The following is a 17,754-nucleotide window of genomic DNA, read 5'->3' as shown; positions in this document are numbered from 1 at the left end:
GTCTGACCAGTTTTTTTTCAACAATTCTCTAAAAGCCTCTTGACAAAAGACTTACAGTCTTAACTTGTCACCAATGGCTGACTGCTGAACTCACTTTTGCAATCAAGCAACCTCAGAAGAATCGCAACGTTGGTGTTCCATCCGAAATATGTTAGCGTACAAACTAGCAACAATCTGTTTGCCTTCCTGCGTCAACTGCAAGTAACCGAGAGATTCACTGATGTGAGGATAAATGCCGCTCCAGTAAAACTTAGAGTAGCTTTGCAGCAAGTCGCCCGGATGTCGATAGCCCAAAACTTTAGTAGCACCGCTTTCTTCCAACTCGTAAAACAGCGCGCCAATTTTCTGCAAATATTGCGGGTTGCTGAGCTGACCTATCAAGTCAGCACCGCGCACTAAACTAGAATAATTACCTGCATCCTCGTCAGTGTTGCCGTCAAGCACCGAGAAACGAGTCTGTTCTATGTTCTGCTTAATTATCTCAGCATTAATTAGCTTGTGGTTGCCGAAGCGCTCGTCAATAAACAATTTGGCTCTGTCAACTCGGTAAGGAGCTAAGCTAGCGGCTGTTGCACCGGGAGCAAGTGCAATTCTCATGCCATCTTTTCCCGTAGCATATAATCCTTCTGATTCTTGGTCTTGCCGGCAAACTCCTTTGACATATCCGATGTCTTGGCACAGCAAAGAAATAATGAAGTGCAGCCAATCTTCGCAGGAAACTCCGCCCTTGCGAATGTGTTTTCCCCGCAAGATTTCTTGACCGACTAAGCTAATGCAAATGGCGTGTTCTACATTGTGATAAAGAGCATCGCTGTTGGCGATGTTTTCTAACGCCATTGCCCCCACCCAGGCAATAATGTCAGCATAGTCTGATTTGTAGCCTCCGTAAGTGCGGCTGTACCCGTTCTGAAGTTGTTCGATAAAAGCCTCGATCAGCAGTTCTGTAGAATTAAACATACCCTTTCCTTTTAGCTTAATATTTCCTTTTAAGAGCGGTGCATCTATTGGGGATTCGTCTACTTTTATGGATGAGATTTTAGCTCATACCAATTCACTATGAAGATACACTAAATGAGGCTGATGTCTTTTTGGTTGGAACTATATCCTTAGCGTTATATTAAATGCAGCTTCATAGTAAATTGGTATCACCACTCATGCACCCCGTGTGTGTTGTGCTCCGTGGGTGGCAAGTGGGTGGCAATCTCAAAACTCTTTGACGCAGCTACGCCCGGGGAGTCACGAAGCAATCTCGCGCCCTGACTCAAAACTCCCAAGCAACTCAGTCCATCACTGACACCCATCCCCGCCGTACTGCATAAAGCAGCCTCGTGACAATTTTTCGATCCTCTGAACTTTTTAAACTGTGAGAATTAATTGCGTATTGAATTTGCTGGAGCACAGTCCGATCGATCTTACCGGATTTCCAAATGTTCAAGTAAAGTTCGGAAATTTTATATTCAGGAATATAAGCTTTGGTTGTCATCTGCAGTCAACTCAATGTATATTTCTTATTGTCCGGCAATTTTAGATAACTTTATGTGATGTAGATCGGCTATAGACTGTGATGCGATCCCAGGCTGGAGTTAATGCACCTCTCCTAACAATGGTAATTTGAGCGAAAAAGCGCGATATTGCGATGTCATAAATTTTGCTGACGGCTGTGAAAATCATTATAGTTGCGCCCAAATTGTAGGATGTCACATACCATTCTCCCGTTGCGCTCGCCCCCTCCCAACTTGCAGCAAGGAAGAAAGTTTGAGCGCGGGTCGCGCAAATTTCTTGCCAAAGAAACACGCGTCGTGTACAATACAGAGTCTGGTATCCTCACTTACCCATAATTATTTTCATTCATCCCGTCCCCCCAGAGGGGAAGGGACTTTCAGTGCGGATACAGCCAAATCACTATATTCAGCAAAAAGCTAGAAATGCCGTAACTCATGCCCACTATTCAGCAACTCATCCGTTCAGCACGGGAACAAACGCAGAAAAAAACCAAATCGCCAGCTCTCAAGAGTTGCCCCCAGCGCCGCGGAGTTTGCACCAGAGTGTACACGACCACCCCGAAAAAACCCAACTCGGCGCTGCGGAAGGTGGCTCGGGTACGGCTGACCTCTGGTTTTGAAGTCACCGCCTACATCCCTGGGATCGGTCACAACTTGCAAGAACACTCGGTAGTAATGATCCGGGGCGGTCGGGTAAAAGATTTGCCCGGAGTTAGATACCACATCATTCGGGGTACATTAGACACCGCTGGGGTGAAAGACCGCAAGCAGGGTCGTTCCAAATACGGGGCCAAGCGTCCTAAAGAGAAAAAATAACACGGAACTCGCCCGATCGTCGGGGTAGGGAAGCAAAAATAAATCCGATCGCGCCGCTCAATTGCACGCTCGATCGTCATAAATCGATATGTGATCCCAAAACCCCAAACTCAATCATTCAAAATCAAAAATCCCAAATAGAACTATGTCTCGCCGCACAGTTATTCAAAAACGTCCAGTTCCACCAGATCCAACCTACAACAGCCGGTTGGTAAGCATGATGGTGAGACGGATCATGCAGCACGGCAAAAAATCCGTTGCCTCCAGCATCGTCTACGACGCCCTCAAAACCATCCAAGAACGCACAGGGGCTGAACCGTTAGACTTGTTTGAAAAAGCAGTCAAAAACGCCACACCCCTGGTCGAAGTCAAAGCCCGCCGGGTAGGTGGCGCCACCTACCAAGTGCCGATGGAAGTGCGTTCCGATCGCGGTACCACCCTCGCCCTCCGCTGGCTGATCAGATTTGCCCGCGCCCGCACCGGACGCTCGATGGCAGCCAAGCTAGCCAACGAACTGATGGATGCAGCTAACGAAACAGGGAGTGCTATTCGCAAGCGCGAAGAAACTCACCGTATGGCTGAAGCTAACAAGGCTTTTGCTCACTACCGCTACTAACTGCAACAACGGGCATGGAGAAGAGCGCGATCGTTCGATATAAAAGCATCGGGTGAGAAATTGGAAAGTGTAAGTTTTGAGTGTTGAGATTGCTTCTCTTGGCGCAGTTGCGATTGGTGAAGCAAACTCAAAACTCTCAAAATCAAAATTCATGCACTCAAAATTCATGCACTCTCTGAATCCTCCATGTCGCATCCTTAATATTTTTGTAAACAAATCTTGCAAAAAATATTAAAATGTAACAATAAGCTCCAGAGACTTTTGTAAGTCACTGGGGAGTGCAAAATAGGGTTACTGTGTAGTATAATAGTATTATAACAGCAACACAAGATTAAGGAGGTAGCTGTGGCACGTACCGTCCCGCTAGAAAAAACTCGCAACATCGGCATCGCAGCCCACATAGACGCGGGCAAAACAACAACAACTGAAAGAATTCTGTTCTATTCAGGCATGGTTCACAAGATGGGTGAAGTGCACGAGGGAACAGCAGTCACTGACTGGATGGAGCAAGAGCGGGAGCGGGGAATTACGATTACTGCCGCTGCTATCACCACCAGTTGGAAAGATTACAAAATCAACATCATCGACACTCCCGGACACGTAGACTTCACGATCGAAGTCGAACGCTCAATGCGAGTGCTCGACGGAGTGATCGCAGTGTTCTGCTCGGTAGGGGGAGTGCAGCCACAATCCGAAACAGTTTGGCGACAGGCCGATCGGTACCACGTACCCCGGATTGTGTTCGTCAATAAAATGGATCGGATGGGGGCAAACTTCTACAAAGTCTACGGCCAAATTCGCGATCGAATGAGAGCGAACGCCGTACCCATCCAAATCCCGATCGGCAGTGAAGAAAACTTCCGGGGAATTGTAGACTTAGTGCACATGAAAGCCTATATCTACAACAACGACATGGGAACCGACATCGAGGAAGTAGAAATCCCCGATGAAGTAAAGGATCTAGCCGTAGAATACCGCACCAAGCTGATCGAGTCCGTAGCAGAAACCAGCGACGCCCTCACGGAGAAATACCTCGAAGGCGAAGAGTTAACGGAAGACGAAATCCGCTTGGCCCTGCGTCAGGGCACTGTAGAAGGTACGATCGTCCCGATGTTGTGCGGTTCGGCATTCAAAAACAAAGGCGTTCAGTTGTTGTTGGATGCAGTCATCGACTATCTGCCCTCGCCCTTGGAAGTTCCTCCAATTCAAGGACTCCTGCCCAACGGCGACACAGCAGAGCGGTTTGCCGACGACAACGCGCCGCTGTCAGCCCTGGCCTTCAAAATCATGGCTGACCCCTACGGCCGCCTGACCTTTGTTCGCGTCTACTCCGGTATCCTCAAAAAAGGAACCTACGTCCTGAACTCCACCAAAGACAAAAAAGAGCGGGTTTCTCGCCTAATTGTACTCAAAGCGGACGATCGGATAGAAGTTGAGGAACTCCGAGCCGGAGACTTGGGAGCAGCCTTGGGTTTGAAAGACACCTTCACCGGCGACACCCTCTGCGAAGAAGGAGCGCCAGTGATTCTGGAATCTCTGTTTATTCCAGAGCCAGTCATCTCGGTGGCTGTCGAACCCAAAACCAAACAAGACATGGAGAAGCTCTCCAAAGCCCTCCAGTCACTCTCGGAAGAAGACCCCACCTTCCGAGTCAACGTTGACCCAGAGACCAACCAGACTGTCATCGCCGGTATGGGCGAACTGCACCTGGAAATCCTGGTTGACAGGATGCTGCGGGAATTCAAAGTAGAAGCGAACGTGGGTCAGCCACAAGTAGCCTACCGTGAAACCATTCGCAAATCCGTCCGCGCCGAAGGTAAATTTATCCGCCAAAGTGGCGGTAAAGGTCAGTACGGTCACGTCGTGATCGAACTAGAACCCACCGAAGTCGGAAGCGGCTTTGAATTTGTCTCCAAAATTGTTGGTGGCACTGTACCCAAAGAGTACATCGGCCCGGCAGAACAAGGGATGAAAGAAGCGTGCGAATCAGGTATTGTAGCAGGATATCCCGTGATTGACCTCAAAGCTACTATGGTAGACGGGTCTTTCCACGACGTAGACTCCTCAGAAATGGCATTTAAGATCGCCGGTTCAATGGCGATCAAAGAAGCCGTGATGAAGGCGTCGCCAGTGCTGCTAGAGCCTATGATGAAAGTAGAGGTTGAAGTTCCTGAAGATTACATCGGGAACGTCATCGGAGACCTCAACTCGCGTCGGGGTCAGATCGAAGGTCAAGAGACGGATCAGGGGATAGCCAAAGTTTCTGTAAAAGTTCCACTAGCAGAAATGTTTGGTTACGCCACCGACATCCGCTCGAAAACCCAAGGTCGAGGCATCTTCACAATGGAATTCAGCCATTACGAAGAAGTGCCGCGAAACGTGGCTGAAGCCATTATCGCTAAGAACAAAGGGAACTAATGATTTTGGATTTTAGATTTTGGATTTTGGATTGAATCCAAAGTCTAGAATCTAAAATCTCAAGTCTAAAATCGCTAAAAAAAACAAGGAACAGATCAAGAATGGCACGCGCAAAATTTGAACGGAATAAACCCCACGTAAACATCGGCACGATCGGTCACGTTGACCACGGCAAAACAACTTTGACCGCCGCGATTACGATGACTCTCTCTGCACTAGGTCAAGCAAAGGCTAAGAACTACGCCGACATCGACGCTGCGCCAGAAGAAAAAGCACGGGGTATTACGATTAATACTGCTCACGTGGAATACGAAACCACAGGTCGGCACTATGCTCACGTAGATTGCCCCGGACACGCTGACTATGTGAAAAACATGATCACCGGTGCAGCTCAAATGGACGGCGGCATCCTAGTAGTGTCAGCGGCAGACGGCCCTATGCCTCAAACTCGCGAACACATCCTGCTAGCTAAGCAAGTTGGCGTTCCCAGCTTGGTTGTCTTCTTGAACAAAGAAGACATGGTGGATGATGCTGAACTGTTGGAATTGGTAGAACTGGAAGTTCGCGAACTTTTGAGCTCTTACGATTTTCCGGGCGATGACATCCCCATCGTCACAGGTTCGGGATTGAAAGCTCTCGAAGCGATGCTTGCTAATCCCAAGACAGTCAAGGGCGAAAATGAGTGGGTTGACAAAATCTACAAGCTGATGGAAGAAGTAGATGCTTACATCCCCACCCCAGAACGCGAAGTTGACAAGCCTTTCTTGATGGCAGTTGAAGACGTATTCTCGATTACTGGTCGGGGTACTGTCGCCACTGGCCGGATCGAACGCGGAACCATCAAAGTCGGCGAAACAGTAGAATTGGTGGGTCTTAAGGACACTCGCAGCACTACAGTGACTGGTGTGGAAATGTTCACCAAGTCTCTGGAAGAAGGTTTGGCCGGCGACAACGTTGGTCTACTGCTGCGGGGGATTTTAAAGGCGGATATTGAACGCGGAATGGTGATTGCCAAGCCGAAAAGCATCCTGCCTCACACTCAGTTTGAATCTGAAGTGTACATCCTGAAGAAGGAAGAAGGCGGCCGGCACACGCCCTTTTTCTCTGGCTATCGCCCTCAGTTCTACGTCCGTACCACTGACGTGACCGGCACGATCGCACAATTCACGGCTGATGACGGTACTGAAGCAGAAATGGTGATGCCCGGTGACCGGATCAAAATGACCGTGGAGTTGATTCACCCGATCGCGATCGAACAAGGAATGCGCTTCGCTATCCGCGAAGGCGGCCGCACCGTCGGCGCCGGCGTTGTTTCCAAAATCCTCAAGTAGGACTCGCATAACAGCTTAAATAGCAGAAAAGCCACCAAATATTAATAGGCTTTTCTGCTATTTAGTGAGTAGTGAGTAGTTATAGGTTAGTGGCCAGTTGTTAGTAGTTATGGGTTAAATGTTCAATAACAAATAACAAATGACTGATGACTGATGACTGATGACTAATGACTAAAAATAAACTGAACCTCGAAAATTCAAGAAACAAAAATGGCAACAATTCAACAGCAAAAAATTCGCATTCGTCTCAAAGCTTTCGATCGCCGAATTCTAGACGCATCCTGCGAAAAAATTGTAGATACAGCAAATCGGACAGCAGCCACAGCGATCGGCCCGATTCCCCTACCGACAAAGCGGCGGATTTACTGCTTGCTGCGATCGCCCCACGTAGACAAAGATTCTCGCGAACACTTTGAAACCCGCACGCACCGTCGGATTATCGACATTCACCAGCCATCGGCAAAAACAATTGACGCTTTGATGAAACTGGATTTGCCAGCCGGCGTAGATATCGAAGTCAAGCTGTAGATTGAGGGCTTGGAAAATAACAAAAAAAGGAACAAGGGAAAAATACTTTGTTCCTTTTTTTCATTCCCGGATGCAAGGATAGTCAGAAACCAGTTTTAAAGTTGAGAATACGATCGAGGTGTTGTAAGCTGCCTTGCTGGTAATGCAATGGTTGATAAGATTCTTTTCTTTTTAGAGAAATTTGCTATGATGGTTTGAGCGATGGCTATTCGATATTTCTTCAATTACCAGCTATGAACATTCAGTTGGTTGACTCCTTAATTCAAGTCATTGAATCGCTGACACCTGAAGAGAGTTTGTTGTTCCAAGAAAAACTTTCAGCTAGGGCGATTCAGAGTACGCCTGGAGTCTGTGGAGGAAATGCCCGGATTCGCAACACCCGCATTCCTGTTTGGACACTCGTTTCGCTTCACCAACAGGGGGCTGATGAGGCTGAGTTACTTCGGAATTATCCAGTCTTGGACGATCGCGATCTAGAGAATGCTTGGCGTTATTACGATCGCCACCGCGAAGAAATCGATCGTATTATTATTTCTCATCAAACCGATGATTGAAAGGGTGAGGCTTTATTCCAATGAAAATTTCCCGATCGCAATGGTCGAGCATTTACGTAGTCTTGACAGTGATGTTTTAACTTCTTATGATGCCGGTCAAGCAAATCAAGGAATTCCTGATGACGAGGTTCTGCGCTTTGCGACTGCACAAAATCGGGCGGTAATTAGCTTCAATCGCGATGATTTTGTGGCGCTGCACCGTGGTGGCGATCGCCACGCAGGAATTATTGTTTGTAAAGACGATCGAGATTACCTGGGACAAGTTACTATTCTTCATGCCTATCTTCAGCAAGTTGATTCGTTGCTCGATCGCCTAATTCGGATCAAAAAGCAGAATCAGCGTGGGTTGAGTCATCCGGTTTTTGTGGTTCAAGAGTATGCGCGATAATTCACCCACACCAAGCAAAAACCTGGGTAACAACCAAGGATTTTTGAGGAAAACCCGGTTTCTGATCCTACGCATCAGCGGAAAGTCTCGATCGCCCGCGTCGCATTTCCCCCGATCGCCCGATCGCTCCTGCCCCGGAATTGCCTTTAATCAGTTAAAGTAAGAAAAATAAGCGCAAGTACCGTCACTTTTGAGCGACAATGGCATCCTCTTCCTCTGTAGCAGTTCGCGAACTCCCCTTATTTCCGTTGCCGGAAGTGGTTCTATTTCCAGGTAGGCCACTCCCGCTGCAAATCTTCGAGTTTCGCTATCGAATCATGATGAATACGATTCTGGAGGGCGATCGGCGTTTCGGTGTACTCATGTGGGACCCCAACCAAAACAAAGTCTCTGCCGTTGGCTGTTGCGCCGAAGTGATTCACTGCCAGCGCCTGCCCGACGATCGCATGAAAATTATGACTCTCGGCCAGCAGCGGTTCCGAGTCCTGGACGCCGTTCGGGAAAAACCGTATTTAGTTGGTCTAGTAGAATGGATCGAAGACGAACCGCCACAACAAGACCTCAGACCTTTGGGAAAAGATGTCGAACAACTGCTGAGAGATGTAGTTCGCCTCTCCAGCAAATTGATGGATCAGCCGATCGACCTGCCCGAAGACATTCCCAGTTTGCCTACAGAATTGTCGTACTGGGTAGCCAGCTACCTTTACGGCGCAGCGACAGAACAGCAAACTCTTTTAGAATTGCAAGATACTGCTGCGAGATTGGAACGCGAAACCGAAATTTTGACTTCTACTCGCAATCACTTGGCAGCGAGGACTGTACTGAAAGATACACTCAAGTAGCCAATTGGTCTAGGAAAAAGTACGATCTATTTGACCTGCATTGCAGAAAGAATTACACACAAATCATTCGATTTTCGATTTTCGATTTTTGATTTTTGATTTACTGATGAACTAAGGGTTTGGATCGCGCGCTTACAGTTCCATTATTTTTGCGAACTGGTATCTGTTCAATTCTTAACTTCAAACAGGTTCGGATAGGTTCCTTATAGCAGTAAATGCTTGTGTTAGAAAATCACGGCCAACCGAAACCATACGATGCAGTTAGAGGCGGTCAACTGCCACCTCCTGTGGGCGGTGTAGTGCTTGGCGGACTAGCAGGAGTTAAACATCGGCTGTCTAGTTCTGTCAACGAACATCGAATTGCCGCCCTGAGAGAGGCACTCAATTACGGCGATGCTGGCTTAAAAATAGTCATCAAGATTTGTCAAAGCGAAACAGGGCCAGTGCAGCGGGCGGCCTGCGATTTGCTTCGACAAAGGCTTAATTTGATCGCCCGCGAAAAGTTACAGGCCTTTGTAGCTTCAAGTTCAGATGCAGAAGCTGAGGTAGACAGCACGGAAAAAATATTAAAGCACTCATCCGGTGCAGTCTCAGAAAAAAATTACGATCGGCAAATGTCCGAAGCACAGTTAATATTTGAGACAATTACGCAGCAAATGCAACCAAATTTGTTGCTATTAGAAGCGCTGGTAGCCTCTGTAGAACGGGAAGAATTTACCAGCGAACTGATGAATCTTTGGGAACTATTAATCTTAGAAATTCAGGAACCTCTCAAAGAACTGCGTCAGGCTGTTGCCAGTGCGATTTCCGCCCAACTGCGGATTCAGTGGCTGTACAATCAAGCTGAATCTCAAGCCAACCAGTGGCAGCAGCGAGCTTTGCTAGCTCTTCAGACACAGGATAAGAATTCAATCCGCCTCGCCGTAGTTCGCCAGCAGGTTCAAGTCGATCAGGCCGCAGAACTAAAAATTGACTTAGACTACCAAACTGTGCGAGTAGAAACTCTCAATCGCAACTTGCTGGCTTTGGAAAGTAAGATTGCTCAAGCCAATTCCAAGAAAGAGATCCTCAAGATGCAGCTTCATTTTGCTAAGGTACAGCAGCAAATAGACTTCACTTTCAGCCAAGTCAATAGTATATTTTTTAGTCCTTAGTTGTCGGACTCTCCGGTTATATATTGCGTGAACTCAAACTTGTCTGACGCAAAAATGTATTGTCCCACTGAAAATTGTTTTCTTATCTCGCTTAGCTCCTTCGAGATTAGCGCCACACAAAAATGCCCCGCTCAAATTAGCACCCCTCAAGTCAGCTCCTCTCAAATCTGCGCCCTCAAGGTTACTTTCACACAAAAAAGCGCCTCTCAAGTTGGCTGTTCTGAGACTCGCTCCCCGCAGTTTAGCCTCGCTTAGATTGGCTTTTTCGAGGTTTGTATTGTCCAAGCAAGCATCTATGAGGTTTGCTTCCATTAGATTGGCAGCGTACAATGAGGATCGGCTCAAATCAACACCGATCATTTTGGTGTCGCTCAAGTTTGCGTTTTTCAGTGTTGCCTCAATCAGGTCAGCTCCTGTTAATCTTGCGAAACTTAGATCTGCTCGGCTCAGGTTTGCCCCATTGAGTTTTGTCATCACAAGGCAAGCATTCTTGAGGTTAGTACCTATTAAGTTTGCCTGCCCTAGGTTGGCCAAAGCAAAATTTATTTCTTTGAGATTCGCGCAGGCTAGATTAATATGAATTAGGAAAGCTTCTCGCAAAGAAGCCTCTTTCAAGTTGGTTTCATGAAAATTTCTTTCTCCGGCTGCGTATCGCTTGAGAAGTTCATCAGCATTCATTTCGCCAGCCTCCTAAGTTTTACTTAAAAAGTATAGTACATAAAAATAAATTATACTACTGACAGTAAGCTGTAGCAACCAAAGATTTTTAAAGTTTCGGTGTGATTTTTTAATTCTTCCAGTGCTGATCGAACAAATGCTTGGCAGGCGTTAGCCTCAACGTCCATAAAGAAAATATATTCTCCGAGCGATCGTTTAGTAGGTCTAGATTCAATCCGGCTTAAATTAATACCACGACTGGCAAATACTTGCAAAGGTTTTACAAGTGCTCCTGGCATATTGGCAGGTACGCTAAAAGCTAGTGAGGTATGGGTGCAATTAGACGGTGAAGCATCGAGGATCAACTTAGAAGCAGATTGTGTAATGGATTTAATGGATGAGCGCTCCCCTGGTTCTACGTTGGCGATTTCTCTCCCACTCCTGCTGAGTACCCAAAATCGAGTGTAATTATCGGGATAATCATTAATGGGTTGAGCTAACACTGGCAAATTGTAAAGTTCAGCCGCTCTTGGCGAAGATATCGCTGCTACATTTCTATCTTCCAGATATTGCAATGCTTCCGTCGTAGAATTCGCCGGAATTAATTGAGCTGAGGGAATAAACTGCCCCAACCATACCTGACACTGAGCTAGCGCTTGCGGGTGAGAGTAAACTTTTTGAATCTCGTTAAAATTTTTGGCATTAGACACTAAGGCGTGGGAAATTGGCAAAACTAAGGCGTGTTGAATGCGGAGTTGATCGAGTCGCCAGAGTGTATCTAAGGTTACAGTCACGCTGCCTTCGATCGAATTTTCGACGGGCACAACTGAATAGTCAACCTGCCCTACGGCAGATGCCTCTAGCGCTTGGGAAATGGTGGAATAAGGACACAGGGTGCATTCCAAGTTAGTTTCCAGGCTCAACCAATTGACATAAGCTAGAGCCGCTGTTTCTGCATTTGTACCAACAGGGCCGAGATGTGCGATAGAAATTTTCATTTAGAGGCAATTTTAGGTTACAAATGTTTGCTTTACTCTCATCAGCTACGAAGTATGATGAAAAATTAGCGATGTCCCGAAAGCTTTTATCAGTGATTTCTCGGATGACATTGCTGGGTTCGCGACTTAGCGCGCGACTTATGTCACCTTAAAAAAGGTGATAGTTTATTAAGATATGCTTAGGAATCCTATATTTTGATATTTTCTCATGTATATCCGCTTTAATGCTTCCCAATCCGTTGAGATCGCCGTACCAGAGGAACGGGTTCCCATTCAACATTATCTACGCCAGCCCAGACGACTGGTGAACGCCCTGGTGGATCAAAGTCGCACACAACAGCTAAGCGATGACTGTTTCCGCCTGAAAATGCGACCGTTACAATTTATGATGCTGAGCATTCAACCCACAGTAGACATGAGGGTGTGGTCTGAGTCGGATGGCACAATCAATTTGGAGTCCGTGGCCTGCGAAATTCGTGGCGTGGGTTATATAAACGATCGCTTTGCTCTCAATCTCAAAGGAAAGCTTTGTGTACACCAAAGCAGCGGGGTAGCATACTTGAAAGGAAAAGCGGATTTGGAAGTGCAAGTAGAATTACCGCCGCCGTTTTGGCTGACGCCCAAACCCATTTTAGAAGCAACGGGTAATGCTTTGCTCAAGAGCGTACTGCTGAGCGTTAAACAGCGGTTGATGCACCAGTTGCTCTTAGATTACCGCCGCTGGGCAAACAGCGAAAGTGAGCTAATATCGATCGATCTCCCCCCAATCTTATCTTTAGAAGGGTGAAATCCTACTAGAGAAGCTGTTAATTAATGTATAGGGATATTTAGGCACAAATCAGGCAACTTACCAAAATATTAGTTATACGCTCGAATTGGGCATCGGTCGCTTTGTTGGAACTAGCCAGCAGGGAGAGATAGCTGCCGGTCAGTCAAGATCGATGTGAGTCAGCCCCCCATGTTCATCGTCTTCGATTATTCCCACGCCCCCAGGCCAAGGTGTTGACCTGTCTTTTGAAACTTCGTCCTTTTGGCGGAGTTCGCGCTGCGGTGGCTTGATTATTTTGCCCGGTTGATGCGCTGCGGCCACCCGAATCCTGATTTTTGGGCCGGAATTGCCCAAGCGAATTGTCATCCCGTCCACAACAGACACCTGAGCGATCGGTCTATCATCTACATAAGTGCCGTTAGCACCAAAATTAATAATTTCCCAGCCATTAGCGTGATTCCACAGTTCTACGTGGTGGCGGGAAACTACAGCGCTGTAAATAATTACATCATTGTCGTTTGATCGACCGATCCGAACCACCGGTTCTGATTCAAAACACCAACTTTGAACTGGGACAGACTGGATAGGATGTAAAAGAGTTAAGGTAATCACTGATGTTTTGACACTCCACCGCCAGACTGAAACGGGGATACTTCCAGAGAGATTTTTTGGGAGAAAACTGCAAAAAATTTGCTTTTTAAAGGCGTCGTCAGTGCGCCCCTATTCCCTCTATCTGCCGTAAAAGTTGAACTTTTGGCTGCTTGAGGCATTTGAAGCAACTTTTGAGGGTGAGCTTTTGGCGCAGGCGCAAATTTTTGCGGTCCTCGGTAACAAGCAAACACGATGTGATTAGTCGGGTGAACTTCCCAGTGATGGACGGCGGTTTTAACCGCTTGATTAATGTGGTTTGTGAGGGAGCGATTCTGCCGATGGGTGAGCCGCTCAATTCGATCGGCTAAATAATCCTTTTCCCGCTGATGAACCAGAGAATTTAAATCAGACCCGTGCTGGTTGCACCGCTGATTCGTGTTCTCGATCGGGCCACGGTCACTGCTCAACGACTTTCTGTTTATAAAGAAAGAAGTTAACCAATTATTAATCCTGGGGTTTCTAGATAAAATACTTGTTGATTGTATCAAACAGCATAGGTCTTTTTGAATTGCTAACATTTTCCTTATTGATGCGATACCTTTAAAATACAATGCTTTGAGCAGCACTGGAATTTTAAGCGACAACGCATCAATCTCTCATAGCGAAAATACCGATCGACCTTCCTCGCGCGCGCGGCCCCAAAATGCGATCGGCAATTAGTCCCCCGACGAGCGGGAAGGCCAAACTTCAGCTTAAATCTGAGTCAGGCGGCTCCGGTTTCGGCTCTGGCTGGACAGATTCTTGCCTTTGCCGTTTCAACTCTGCAACTTTTTCTTGAGCTACATCCCTGACTTCGAGAGCTTTATCTTGGAATTTTTCCGCCAGACTTTGAGCGCCCCGCTTCACACCGGCCACATTTTTGAGAGTTCTGTCGAAATCTTCGTGTAAAAACTCTGCTACCAGACCGACTTTTTTGTGCAGTCCCTCCGCGTACTGCACTGGTTCCGATACAGCAGCTTCAGAGACGATCGCCCGCTTGCTGCCAATGGTCGAAATAGCTGCCACAGGTAACAAGTAAATGTCGTCTAAAACACCGCGCCAGCCGCTCGATTTAAATAGGTAGTGGGTGACTGAACCCGTCCGGGCATCAAATAGGTAGTCAACCACTGTACCTGCCTGATTTCCAGCGTCCGTGAGCACCTCAAGCCCGATCGGACAAACAGCTTGTTCCGGCTGATGCAATTCCGGCAGTTCCGGGTTAATGGTGACAAAAACATTTTCCCCCACCGTATCAACTTGTGCCCAAGCGAACCAAGTTTTTTTGCTGCCCAAAAGTCCCGACTTGCAAGTAAAGCCGATCGCCCGCTGGGAGTGAGCATCGAGCCAAACCCGATCTACCCTGCCGACCTCTTCCGCCGTTCTGCGGTCGATGGTGCGGCGGCCCTGCAGTTCGCTGCGCCTAACAATCTGTGGTGATGTACTCATAAATAAACTCCTGAGTGCCGCCTTTGAAAAATGTCGATCGTCCAAAGAAGCCGATTTAATATTCTTCTTCCGAATAATGGCGATTATTATCTGCCTGGGTTAACTCCTCCTCTTCCCTGGAATTGCCAACTTCTTTGTGTTCGGAAACAGGAATCGTGCTAATGTGCACGCCGCCCGAGGGAGCGTGAATTTCCTTAGCCTCCCTAGGCTTGACGCTAATTTGTCCTAACTGGACTGAGGACTGATTCGGGCCTACGTTGATTTGAATTTTCGGCCCAGAGCGAGCCAAGTGAACGATCAGACCGTCCACAATGGGAACCTTAGCGATCGGCTTACCATCGAGGTAAGTGCCGTTGGTACCTAAATTGATCAGTTCCCAAGTTATGCCGCTGCGCCGCAATTCGATGTGGCGACGAGAAACCACAGCGCTAAAAAGAACGACGTGGTTTTCGGTCGAACGCCCGATCCGGACGACCTGCTCGTCTTCAAAGATCCAACTGCGGACGGGTATAGACTGGAGTGGATGTAGCAAGGTCAGCTTAATCACATTGGCTGCATTGAGTTTTGGTAGAGCGCCTCAAGATGCGATTTTAGATTTTAGACTTTCGATCGCCCAATCCAAACTCGCTCTAAGAGATTTGAAATAAAAACGTAACCAGGTCTCCTTTGCCCAGAGAGATGCGGTCTCCCGGTCGCAACCGGTGGCGGTTTCCCTTGGGTAGCGGAGTATTGTTGACGTAAGTGCCGTTGGAACTGCCTACATCTTCTAGGTAGCAAGCATCTCCCTCCACCCGGAGATTTGCGTGTACCCGAGAAACTATCTCAGAATTAGCAAATCCCGAAACATCAATATCCGGTGGCACTAAATCATTTGGCTTGCCTATGTGAACCACAGCCAGACTGTGAGGCAATTCCATCGGGGTATTTGTCTGAACGTGTAGCAGGCGCGCCGACTGCTGTTGCAGTTGAGTTTTAGCTACACCTGCTGGCTGTAAGCCCGGAACCGGAGGAGAGATAGTTACTGGTGTTGCCACCGATTCAGTTGTAACAGGAACCGAGGGCAAAGGCGGGGGATCTGGAATCGTCGGAATGCTGGCAGGAGTTTTTTCCAAGTTAAGCCCCTTATTCAGGGTAACTAGAGGTTCCATTTGCATCAGGGGATCGGGTGGCACTAAATCCGGCGCCGGTGATGATACCACTGTCGGGCCTACAGGCGAGGGGGACGGTACTGTCACCTCAACTTCTGGAACTATGGAACCCGGACGCAAATTAAAGCCACACTGACCGCAAAATGCTGCATCTGTCTGAACTGCTGCACCGCAGTTCGAGCAACTTGCGGTAACAGGTAAAGGCGTGTAGCAAGCCTCACACTGGCTGGCCCCGTCGGGGTTCTGGTGATTGCAATTGGGACAGACAATCATCGATTTCTCCTTGCTATCGGCCAGATTTTTAAATCAGCCTCATCAAAAGTCGTTGGGTCTGAAACCCCGTCCTTACAGGACGGCTTTACATTGAATTGAATCCCCTTGCGGGGTAGGGGTATGGTTGCCCCCCCGTGAGGATATGGTTGTCCTCAATCTCCCATTTCTGGGGTAAAGTTAGCTTCGCCAATGTTTAGGGAGCTTGTTAGGCTAGCAGCACTGTTCCAGTGACCTTAGAACTGTTTAACCACTAGCGACAGAGCAAGGGACTAGCTTCGTATCCCAGGGTGTCGTGACTCACAAAACGTAGTCAGTTAAGACTTAGGCTGGTCAGAATGGCTTGTTAGATTTCTCTTCCAAGCCTCATGCCTTTAGGCTGAGGTTCCTGACAAAAATACTCGTGTATATGGTCAAATTTTAACTTTAACCGCCACAATTCTTATATTGCTTCTAATACTAGCAACTGAGCTGACGCCGTGACGTTAGCTGTGATGGGCAAGATTGAGTTAGTGATAATGCTGACTGTGTTGGCACGCTTGCCGCTCTGTCGGCTATTTTACTGCTTCGCCAGCCGCCGCATCGAGCAGCCACCAAAGTTCGCCTTCTGGTTCAACGAGTCTGGCTGGATAGGTCATTTCGTCGGCTGCGGGGGCAAAAATTTGAGCTAGGGCGGGTTGTTTGCTGGCTCCTGCGACCATGAATATGACGCACCGGGCCCGGTTGATTAAGGGGACTGTAAAGGTAATGCGGGGTTGACCGTCTTTGTTACCGACAGTTACTAGGGCATCGCGGACTTTCAAGGCTGCTGTGCCGGGAAATAGAGAGGCTGTGTGGGCGTCGTCTCCTATACCCAATAAAATGATGTCGAAGGCAGGAAACTCGCCCTCTGATACTTTGAAGAACTGCTGCAATTCGGTTTGGTGCGCGGCAGCGTCGGCTGCGGGGTCGCCGGCGCTTGTGGGCATGGGGTGAATGTTGCTGGCGGGGATATTCACTCGATCGAGCCATGCGAGCCGCGCCATTTTTTGATTGCTGTCTGGGTGTTCTGGGGGAACATAGCGTTCGTCGCCCCAGAAAACGTGAATTTTGTCCCAAGCCAGGTCTTGGGCTGCGATCGCTCTGTAGAGGGGTTCCGGTGTGCTTCCGCCCGCTGCGGCGATCGTACAAAGTCCGCGTTCTGCTATGGCTTCTGAGATTTTCGACAGCACAATCTCCAGCGATCGATCTATCAGTTGTTCCCGATTTGCTAATACTTCAACTACTTTTTTCATTAATTTCCTCTCAACTTTTCTTGGGCTTTGTTCTCAGCAATTGCCAATTTTACCTTGACATTTTGGTTTGAGGTCGATCGGCTGACAGACCCGGCAGGTATGGCACAGCATCCCATAAAATTTTATCATCTTATGCCCCTTGATTTAAGGAAAGCAAGACATATTTCTACCAGTGCTTTATGGATTTTCACCGGTTGCCTTCAGCTTTCGCAACTTTCAATCAAAAGTTCGATCGTACTCGGAGCATCTGGGCAGAAAGTAAAAAGCGTTTTTTGGGACTCCGAGCCGTCCCGCACAGCAAAGTCTATAAATTTGACACTCCCTGCGCTGAAGCAGCAGGGATTCTAAAGAAACTACCAAAAGGTAATTCTTGAAGGCGCTGTCAAAACACCCCTACAAACTCCGTCAAGGTC

Annotated in this window: 20 protein-coding genes; 10 read left to right on the top strand and 10 right to left on the bottom strand. The window is 47.8% G+C overall.

What is annotated here, in order from left to right; all coding sequences use genetic code 11:
• Positions 1 to 102 precede the first annotated feature (102 nt).
• Together QUA03_RS25160 and QUA03_RS25155 are read right to left on the bottom strand one after the other, a co-directional pair.
• Positions 103 to 957 (bottom strand): Npun_R2479 family HD domain-containing metalloprotein, encoded by an 855-nt coding sequence (locus QUA03_RS25160; protein WP_333059034.1) that lies wholly within the window; start codon positions 955 to 957, stop codon positions 103 to 105.
• Positions 958 to 1,279: 322 nt separating this feature from the next.
• Complete coding sequence (locus tag QUA03_RS25155) at positions 1,280 to 1,483, bottom strand: hypothetical protein (protein ID WP_333215945.1); 204 nt, start codon at positions 1,481 to 1,483, stop codon at positions 1,280 to 1,282.
• Positions 1,484 to 1,937: 454 nt separating this feature from the next.
• Here QUA03_RS25155 and rpsL point away from each other — a divergent pair, with 454 nt between their 5' ends.
• The 9 genes from rpsL to QUA03_RS25110 all read left to right on the top strand — a co-directional run bounded on the left by rpsL (position 1,938) and on the right by QUA03_RS25110 (position 10,149).
• On the top strand, positions 1,938 to 2,318 hold the full coding sequence (rpsL, locus tag QUA03_RS25150; protein WP_006632197.1) for a 30S ribosomal protein S12: 381 nt from the start codon (positions 1,938 to 1,940) through the stop codon (positions 2,316 to 2,318).
• Between the two features lie 145 nt (positions 2,319 to 2,463).
• Positions 2,464 to 2,934, top strand: coding sequence for a 30S ribosomal protein S7 (rpsG, locus tag QUA03_RS25145; RefSeq protein ID WP_006632196.1), 471 nt, complete (start codon positions 2,464 to 2,466; stop codon positions 2,932 to 2,934).
• A 345-nt stretch (positions 2,935 to 3,279) separates the two neighbouring features.
• Positions 3,280 to 5,352 (top strand): elongation factor G, encoded by a 2,073-nt coding sequence (gene fusA / locus QUA03_RS25140; protein ID WP_333215943.1) that lies wholly within the window; start codon positions 3,280 to 3,282, stop codon positions 5,350 to 5,352.
• Positions 5,353 to 5,453: 101 nt separating this feature from the next.
• Positions 5,454 to 6,683 carry an elongation factor Tu gene (gene tuf, locus QUA03_RS25135; RefSeq protein WP_242724596.1) on the top strand — a complete coding sequence of 410 codons (1,230 nt, stop codon included), beginning with the start codon at positions 5,454 to 5,456 and terminating at the stop codon, positions 6,681 to 6,683.
• A gap of 210 nt (positions 6,684 to 6,893) precedes the next feature.
• Positions 6,894 to 7,211: a 30S ribosomal protein S10 gene (gene rpsJ, locus QUA03_RS25130; RefSeq protein ID WP_006632193.1), complete on the top strand. Its 318-nt coding sequence runs from the start codon at positions 6,894 to 6,896 to the stop codon at positions 7,209 to 7,211.
• A 233-nt stretch (positions 7,212 to 7,444) separates the two neighbouring features.
• Complete coding sequence (locus QUA03_RS25125; protein ID WP_333215941.1) at positions 7,445 to 7,765, top strand: DUF433 domain-containing protein; 321 nt, start codon at positions 7,445 to 7,447, stop codon at positions 7,763 to 7,765.
• Positions 7,692 to 8,153, top strand: coding sequence for a DUF5615 family PIN-like protein (locus QUA03_RS25120; protein WP_333215939.1), 462 nt, complete (start codon positions 7,692 to 7,694; stop codon positions 8,151 to 8,153). Before QUA03_RS25125 ends, QUA03_RS25120 begins: the two co-directional genes overlap by 74 nt.
• Before the next feature lie 200 nt (positions 8,154 to 8,353).
• On the top strand, positions 8,354 to 8,995 hold the full coding sequence (locus tag QUA03_RS25115; RefSeq protein ID WP_332977659.1) for an LON peptidase substrate-binding domain-containing protein: 642 nt from the start codon (positions 8,354 to 8,356) through the stop codon (positions 8,993 to 8,995).
• Between the two features lie 215 nt (positions 8,996 to 9,210).
• Positions 9,211 to 10,149: a PspA/IM30 family protein gene (locus tag QUA03_RS25110; protein ID WP_333215937.1), complete on the top strand. Its 939-nt coding sequence runs from the start codon at positions 9,211 to 9,213 to the stop codon at positions 10,147 to 10,149.
• A gap of 33 nt (positions 10,150 to 10,182) precedes the next feature.
• Here the strand turns inward: QUA03_RS25110 and QUA03_RS25105 are convergent, their stop codons facing one another.
• Together QUA03_RS25105 and pheA are read right to left on the bottom strand one after the other, a co-directional pair.
• A complete protein-coding gene (locus QUA03_RS25105; protein WP_333215935.1) occupies positions 10,183 to 10,827 on the bottom strand; it encodes a pentapeptide repeat-containing protein in 645 nt (214 codons plus the stop codon).
• Positions 10,828 to 10,877: 50 nt separating this feature from the next.
• On the bottom strand, positions 10,878 to 11,804 hold the full coding sequence (pheA, locus tag QUA03_RS25100; protein WP_333215933.1) for a prephenate dehydratase: 927 nt from the start codon (positions 11,802 to 11,804) through the stop codon (positions 10,878 to 10,880).
• A 208-nt stretch (positions 11,805 to 12,012) separates the two neighbouring features.
• Between pheA and QUA03_RS25095 the strand changes: the two genes are divergently transcribed.
• Positions 12,013 to 12,591 (top strand): DUF1997 domain-containing protein, encoded by a 579-nt coding sequence (locus tag QUA03_RS25095; protein WP_333215931.1) that lies wholly within the window; start codon positions 12,013 to 12,015, stop codon positions 12,589 to 12,591.
• Between the two features lie 141 nt (positions 12,592 to 12,732).
• On the opposite strand, the gene QUA03_RS25090 is transcribed toward QUA03_RS25095, so the two are convergent.
• The 6 genes from QUA03_RS25090 to pgl form a co-directional block, all read right to left on the bottom strand.
• On the bottom strand, positions 12,733 to 13,185 hold the full coding sequence (locus tag QUA03_RS25090; RefSeq protein WP_333215929.1) for an FHA domain-containing protein: 453 nt from the start codon (positions 13,183 to 13,185) through the stop codon (positions 12,733 to 12,735).
• On the bottom strand, positions 13,182 to 13,631 hold the full coding sequence (locus QUA03_RS25085) for a hypothetical protein (protein WP_333215927.1): 450 nt from the start codon (positions 13,629 to 13,631) through the stop codon (positions 13,182 to 13,184). The genes QUA03_RS25090 and QUA03_RS25085 overlap by 4 nt, the downstream gene beginning before the upstream one ends.
• 280 nt (positions 13,632 to 13,911) lie before the next feature.
• Positions 13,912 to 14,649: a PRC-barrel domain-containing protein gene (locus QUA03_RS25080; RefSeq protein ID WP_333215925.1), complete on the bottom strand. Its 738-nt coding sequence runs from the start codon at positions 14,647 to 14,649 to the stop codon at positions 13,912 to 13,914.
• A gap of 55 nt (positions 14,650 to 14,704) precedes the next feature.
• Complete coding sequence (locus QUA03_RS25075) at positions 14,705 to 15,196, bottom strand: FHA domain-containing protein (RefSeq protein WP_333215923.1); 492 nt, start codon at positions 15,194 to 15,196, stop codon at positions 14,705 to 14,707.
• An 82-nt stretch (positions 15,197 to 15,278) separates the two neighbouring features.
• Positions 15,279 to 16,070 carry an FHA domain-containing protein gene (locus tag QUA03_RS25070; RefSeq protein WP_333215921.1) on the bottom strand — a complete coding sequence of 264 codons (792 nt, stop codon included), beginning with the start codon at positions 16,068 to 16,070 and terminating at the stop codon, positions 15,279 to 15,281.
• 551 nt (positions 16,071 to 16,621) lie between these two features.
• Entirely contained in the window at positions 16,622 to 17,341 is a 720-nt protein-coding gene (gene pgl / locus QUA03_RS25065; protein ID WP_333215919.1) for a 6-phosphogluconolactonase, read from the bottom strand.
• Positions 17,342 to 17,754: the final 413 nt, after the last annotated feature.

Origin of the sequence: Microcoleus sp. S36b_A4 (assembly GCF_036700645.1) — a bacterium.
Classification (GTDB): domain Bacteria; phylum Cyanobacteriota; class Cyanobacteriia; order Cyanobacteriales; family Microcoleaceae; genus Microcoleus.
Note: the sequence above shows the minus strand (reverse complement) of the source record. Positions and strands in the feature narration are given on the sequence as shown.

Coding starts and splice junctions, on each gene's coding strand:
- rpsJ (WP_006632193.1), top strand. CDS start 6,894: ATGGCAACAATTCAACAGCAAAAAATTCGCATTCGTCTCAAAGCTTTC.
- QUA03_RS25110 (WP_333215937.1), top strand. CDS start 9,211: ATGCTTGTGTTAGAAAATCACGGCCAACCGAAACCATACGATGCAGTT.
- pgl (WP_333215919.1), bottom strand. CDS start 17,341: ATGAAAAAAGTAGTTGAAGTATTAGCAAATCGGGAACAACTGATAGAT.
- QUA03_RS25155 (WP_333215945.1), bottom strand. CDS start 1,483: ATGACAACCAAAGCTTATATTCCTGAATATAAAATTTCCGAACTTTAC.
- QUA03_RS25080 (WP_333215925.1), bottom strand. CDS start 14,649: ATGAGTACATCACCACAGATTGTTAGGCGCAGCGAACTGCAGGGCCGC.
- QUA03_RS25125 (WP_333215941.1), top strand. CDS start 7,445: ATGAACATTCAGTTGGTTGACTCCTTAATTCAAGTCATTGAATCGCTG.
- QUA03_RS25115 (WP_332977659.1), top strand. CDS start 8,354: ATGGCATCCTCTTCCTCTGTAGCAGTTCGCGAACTCCCCTTATTTCCG.
- rpsG (WP_006632196.1), top strand. CDS start 2,464: ATGTCTCGCCGCACAGTTATTCAAAAACGTCCAGTTCCACCAGATCCA.
- QUA03_RS25160 (WP_333059034.1), bottom strand. CDS start 957: ATGTTTAATTCTACAGAACTGCTGATCGAGGCTTTTATCGAACAACTT.
- QUA03_RS25070 (WP_333215921.1), bottom strand. CDS start 16,070: ATGATTGTCTGTCCCAATTGCAATCACCAGAACCCCGACGGGGCCAGC.
- tuf (WP_242724596.1), top strand. CDS start 5,454: ATGGCACGCGCAAAATTTGAACGGAATAAACCCCACGTAAACATCGGC.
- QUA03_RS25105 (WP_333215935.1), bottom strand. CDS start 10,827: ATGAATGCTGATGAACTTCTCAAGCGATACGCAGCCGGAGAAAGAAAT.
- QUA03_RS25120 (WP_333215939.1), top strand. CDS start 7,692: ATGCTTGGCGTTATTACGATCGCCACCGCGAAGAAATCGATCGTATTA.
- pheA (WP_333215933.1), bottom strand. CDS start 11,804: ATGAAAATTTCTATCGCACATCTCGGCCCTGTTGGTACAAATGCAGAA.
- rpsL (WP_006632197.1), top strand. CDS start 1,938: ATGCCCACTATTCAGCAACTCATCCGTTCAGCACGGGAACAAACGCAG.
- QUA03_RS25095 (WP_333215931.1), top strand. CDS start 12,013: ATGTATATCCGCTTTAATGCTTCCCAATCCGTTGAGATCGCCGTACCA.